At 37.9% G+C, this 4,459-nt stretch carries 7 protein-coding genes; 1 reads left to right on the top strand and 6 read right to left on the bottom strand.

Annotation, left to right across the window (positions count from 1 at the left end; all coding sequences use genetic code 11):
- Nucleotides 1–337 precede the first annotated feature (337 nt).
- From L2748_RS23175 to L2748_RS23165, 3 genes are all read right to left on the bottom strand, one after another.
- The gene (locus tag L2748_RS23175) at nt 338–655 is read right to left on the bottom strand and encodes a hypothetical protein (protein ID WP_220783548.1); all 318 of its coding nucleotides are present in this window, start codon (nt 653–655) and stop codon (nt 338–340) included.
- Nucleotides 656–727: 72 nt separating this feature from the next.
- The gene (locus tag L2748_RS23170) at nt 728–1,168 is read right to left on the bottom strand and encodes a DUF6386 family protein (protein WP_220783547.1); all 441 of its coding nucleotides are present in this window, start codon (nt 1,166–1,168) and stop codon (nt 728–730) included.
- A 120-nt stretch (nt 1,169–1,288) separates the two neighbouring features.
- Nucleotides 1,289–1,534: a hypothetical protein gene (locus L2748_RS23165; protein ID WP_220783546.1), complete on the bottom strand. Its 246-nt coding sequence runs from the start codon at nt 1,532–1,534 to the stop codon at nt 1,289–1,291.
- Nucleotides 1,535–1,855: 321 nt separating this feature from the next.
- Here L2748_RS23165 and L2748_RS23160 point away from each other — a divergent pair, with 321 nt between their 5' ends.
- Entirely contained in the window at nt 1,856–2,179 is a 324-nt protein-coding gene (locus L2748_RS23160) for a hypothetical protein (protein ID WP_220783545.1), read from the top strand.
- Between the two features lie 95 nt (nt 2,180–2,274).
- Here the strand turns inward: L2748_RS23160 and L2748_RS23155 are convergent, their stop codons facing one another.
- The 3 genes from L2748_RS23155 to L2748_RS23145 form a co-directional block, all read right to left on the bottom strand.
- Nucleotides 2,275–2,877: a hypothetical protein gene (locus L2748_RS23155; protein WP_248957791.1), complete on the bottom strand. Its 603-nt coding sequence runs from the start codon at nt 2,875–2,877 to the stop codon at nt 2,275–2,277.
- A 264-nt stretch (nt 2,878–3,141) separates the two neighbouring features.
- Nucleotides 3,142–3,420 carry a hypothetical protein gene (locus L2748_RS23150; RefSeq protein ID WP_220783486.1) on the bottom strand — a complete coding sequence of 93 codons (279 nt, stop codon included), beginning with the start codon at nt 3,418–3,420 and terminating at the stop codon, nt 3,142–3,144.
- Nucleotides 3,421–3,423: 3 nt separating this feature from the next.
- Nucleotides 3,424–4,008, bottom strand: a complete 585-nt coding sequence (locus L2748_RS23145; protein ID WP_220783487.1) for a DUF2913 family protein — start codon at nt 4,006–4,008, stop codon at nt 3,424–3,426.
- Nucleotides 4,009–4,459: the final 451 nt, after the last annotated feature.

The raw sequence follows: 4,459 nt of genomic DNA, 5'->3' as shown, positions 1-4,459 counted from the left end.
AGGCTAAGTTTGCGGACAACCCGCTTACCTCAGATCTAATGCAGACTTATTAGAATCTGACAAGACCGTCCTATATTGATCGCTTACTTAGTGGAGGCTTGAGCCGTATGCAGTGAAAGTTGCACGTACGGTTCTTAGGAGAGCGGCACTTGGTAACAAGTGCCGCTTATCCGACCAAAGTAAGCTAGGGAAGAAGTTTGTTAGCACCCAGTTTATCAGCTTTTGCAATAACTAAGCTAATGTGAGGCGCCACATATAAAACGATTATTTTAGATTTCTATCTGCTTTTTACTATCAATCTTTGGTGGTTGAGTAATAAACTCATGCCATTCCATCATTATTTTAAAAAAATCTCTGTCGGAATAAATTGACTATATGAGTCATCATATAAGTAATATATTTCTGTTTGCTCTCTACCGATCTCAGCGGAAAATGTTTCAGTTATCCAATCACCTTCATCCATCTGTCCAGATATGACTTTATTGGTTGTATCAATTGCAACCTCAACCCAAGCAATCATGTATTCTAATCCTAAGCCACCATCATCAGATAGTATTGTGGATAATGGGTCACAATTTTCATACGATGGCGAGTCATTTATACAAATAGGAAACGGGCTATCAAAAATAAGTGTCCAGAAAAATTTTAATTTCATAAATAACTTACTCAATCGAATACACTGTTGCCTTAGGCTTCACGTAACCACTAATAAGCAATTAATTTGATTTCACACATCTAGATTTATACTGCCTTTAAACGTGTTAAAACTGCCTGTCGCAGATTTAAATGAAAGTAAAATGACCTCATGTTCGACTTTAGATTTTAAGGTGTACTTCCCCGGCTCTAAATCCAAAAGAACTCCACCTCTCAAGCATTCGGGCTCGAACTCATCAGCAGTAACCTCTTCTCCTGCACCTACAAAAACAGTTCCAGAAGGCACATTCAAATTAATTTCAACTTTCGAATTTAATACTTCGTCTACTATTTTAAATGAATATAACCCATCCTCTAGCAACCCTATAAATGCCACATTACCTTTATTCATTTCCGCCAAAGCATCACTCTGAATTGACCACCAATCAACATCATCACACAACTTATGTTTTAAACATTTCAAATCAAAAACACACAAAGTAGACGTATCTGTTGCAAATTTATAAAGACTCATTTAAACCACCTTTCAAAGCCACTCTAATCTTACAGCGGAAATACCTACTGTCACGAGCTTCTCTTTAGAAAAAACTTTTGCATAGGGTAACTCATTCATTATCAGCCTCCCCATTTTACTTCACAGCTCAATTTCATCTAATATTTGTTGCAGCCTTACCGGATCTGCCACATTACCAAAATAATATTCTTTCCCACCATCTAGAATAAAATCCTCAGGGGTCTTCATTTCATACAAAACATCATACTCATCCGACAGTAAGTCCTCTAATCCATCGGCATCATTCCATGTTGAAACACGAATGTATGGCCCTGCTTTTTCATCAAAAAGCACAATAACTCGCTCACCTGTTTTGGTATCTATCATCTTTTCACCTATCAACGAGGTTTGGGGCCAGCGGTTATTCTGGCGACCCACAACTAGCTTGTCCTTTACATCAACTATTCTAACTGGCTTTGTTGTAATGTTCGAAAAACAACCACCAGAATACGTAAAATCACTATATTCAACTTGTTTTTTTACGGTACTTACTGTGTTTTTATCAATTTAAGAACCAGAAATCGACAATTATAGGTTTAAAAGAGAGCGCTGCAACAAAGCCATTGCAAGGCGATGATATTTTCCCATTTAGTGTCTAGATTCTCGACATATCCACCAGAACTATTGTCCGAGCTGTTGGCAGAAACTATGGGACTAGATCAGCAACAAATATACAAAGCGATCTTTGAGCCTAAGTCAAAGAATAATGCTCTGTATAAAAGATTGAAAGATGATCTTGGTTTTATGCCTAGTAAACCGAAACTCGCAAAGGATATTGCAGATTTAATCTCAGATTACAATTTAGTACATGATCTGGACTTTATCGATAATGAGGTTGTGAAATTCATTAAGTTTCTAGAGATTCGTGCAACAGAGATACAGCTAATAAGGGTATGTGTTGCACCGTTAATAACTACTCGAAGTGTTGGACAAGCTCAAGCCACCATAATAAGTAAATATTATGAAAGGTAAAACAGAAAAGAAATTAAGAGTTATCCTTACTTTTCCTAATAGAGCAAACCAGCTAACAATCTTTTGTCCAAAAATTGGTTTCAAGTGCATTAACACTAAAATTTGGAACTATCCTTTAATGCATTAGCTATTAAATCCTCAACATCTTTATAAGCTACTAAAGCAATATTTTTTGCATAATAGCTTGCTATGAATACCTGTATCTTCTCCAACTGTTTAGATGACAATGAATTAATGTACTTATCTTCATTCGCCAGCAATACAAACAATTCCTTTGCAACGCTATTAATACTATTCAATGCAGTATCTGACATTTCGGCGCAATTTCGCTCTAAAAATATCTGACCATAAATAATGTATTCGGCCAAAACAGCAATATAACCACCATCAACGCCTACTGCTTTCTTATAAGTAACAAGAGGGGCTTTGATTGGCGATATTTTTACTCTTACTACTCCTCCTCCATAACCATAGGGGTCATGAAAGGATTTCTGCCACAATGTTCTTATGGTGTTAATTATTTCTTTTATAAATTCATCTTTTTGTTGGGGATTTATTCCTGCAAGAAACTTAGCATTTAAGTATTCTTTATTGATCGAATTTAACTTGTAAAGCTCCTGAACTAAACCTAGGAGATCCCTTTCACTACAATACTTAAGTTGTTTTTTAACTTCTAACCAGCTTTGATTGGACTTCACTCAACAACCTCTCTCTGTAAAATCAGTTTACTAATGGCTAAGAGGTAAAATGCCTCAGCACGAAATAGCCCCACAACAATAATGACAAGCTTTTAAGTTTGGGTACTGTGTTTTGGATTGTTCCATGGCCGTATAACACCCCACAAACAAACCAACTTCTGAAACCACCAGGCCAACATTTGGACACCATGCAGCATGTAACACTGGATTACTGGAGCCTGGGTTCTCAATCACATAAGTTAAGATTGCCATAACACTTCGTCCTTACTCACATTGCTTACGCTTTTGAAGCCAATCTTCAAGATTAAATACAATTGGAACTGGATAGAACGCCACGGCATAAAAACCTTTAGCAAGACCTGCGCAACATTCCCTACAGGGAGCAAGCTCTGGATAATTTCGCCTAAGTATTTTAAACGCTGCTCCAGCGGTATAAGAGGCTCTAGCCCCAACTACCCTGTCACCTGCGTACCAGCAAGTTTTCTGATGAAATATCAGCAAATCCCGTTCGTTTTTTTCAACAACATATACAGTAGCCGTCATAACTTACCTCTTGCCTGCTGGGTGCAATACGATATGCCCTTGTTTGGCATCCTCATTGTGTTGCTGTATTTCAGCCTTGAACAAACCAGTACCATTAATGAAATCGACTAGAGTCGTTACCTTATCCGACTCTAAGAACAGTGACACAGGCGCAACCTGCTCACCTGAAACAATAAAGCCATTTTCGACATGCTCTTGCAGCATATAAATCGTGTTCGGGAATGTTTGACTATCACCAAGTACATTCAAAAACTTTGTAGGTATGCCTAATTCCGATTCAATTCGCGTTAATAAGTCAAACAGACGCTTGGCCTCACTCGCATATTGGTCATAACGTTGTGACAGTTCGTGAAGCTCAACTAACTTAGATTCAAGATCGCATGATGCTACGCGGCCTAACGAGATCAAGCTTTTTATTTCCTTTTTCCCTTGCTGATAGCGCTTATCTTTAATCATAGGCTTGAGATAGCGCACTAAGATTTCATTACGCTTAGCTTTAGGGGTAAACCGTTCAGTTTCTGCCACGGTTATATACAGGTGTAAAAGAGCGTTATCAAGAACGTCACAAAAAATATCGCAAGAATTCAAGCTGTGTATCAAAGTGAGGGAATAATGCTTAATTTTATCATTATGCCCGTTTGGAGGCTATTTTTACTTCAACTAGCAAAGTGGTGAAATTGACCAATTATTGAGATTCAAAAATTGCGTTTTTCAGGGAAGTAAAGGTGTGATTTTGAGGTGTTCAGTAGTGATTTTGATTGAGTGGTCATAACGCGATGCGCACAATATACATACTGTAAAATTGAGGTCGTTTTAACAAAATTATCTATGCCTGGTTAACGCTATCCGACCGCCCTCCACGCTATATCAGAATTGATATAACTCGCGCATTTGATCTTTATAAGAGAAAAAAGAAAACCTATTGAGCGCGGAGCGCAAACCTACGATCACCACAAAGGTTAATCAGGCTGATTGTGGTAAAGCTGAGGGCAGTGCTTTTCTGTCCTAGCTTTTCCATATGAAGACTTAGGGAACACCC

Origin of the sequence: Shewanella sairae, from assembly GCF_023283535.1 — a bacterium.
Taxonomy (GTDB): Bacteria; Pseudomonadota; Gammaproteobacteria; order Enterobacterales; family Shewanellaceae; genus Shewanella; species Shewanella sairae.
Note: the sequence above shows the minus strand (reverse complement) of the source record. Positions and strands in the feature narration are given on the sequence as shown.

Excerpts from the sequence above, each read along its gene's own strand:
- L2748_RS23175 (WP_220783548.1), bottom strand. The coding sequence starts at position 655 with ATGAAATTAAAATTTTTCTGGACACTTATTTTTGATAGCCCGTTTCCT.
- L2748_RS23170 (WP_220783547.1), bottom strand. The coding sequence starts at position 1,168 with ATGAGTCTTTATAAATTTGCAACAGATACGTCTACTTTGTGTGTTTTT.
- L2748_RS23165 (WP_220783546.1), bottom strand. The coding sequence starts at position 1,534 with ATGATAGATACCAAAACAGGTGAGCGAGTTATTGTGCTTTTTGATGAA.
- L2748_RS23160 (WP_220783545.1), top strand. The coding sequence starts at position 1,856 with ATGGGACTAGATCAGCAACAAATATACAAAGCGATCTTTGAGCCTAAG.
- L2748_RS23150 (WP_220783486.1), bottom strand. The coding sequence starts at position 3,420 with ATGACGGCTACTGTATATGTTGTTGAAAAAAACGAACGGGATTTGCTG.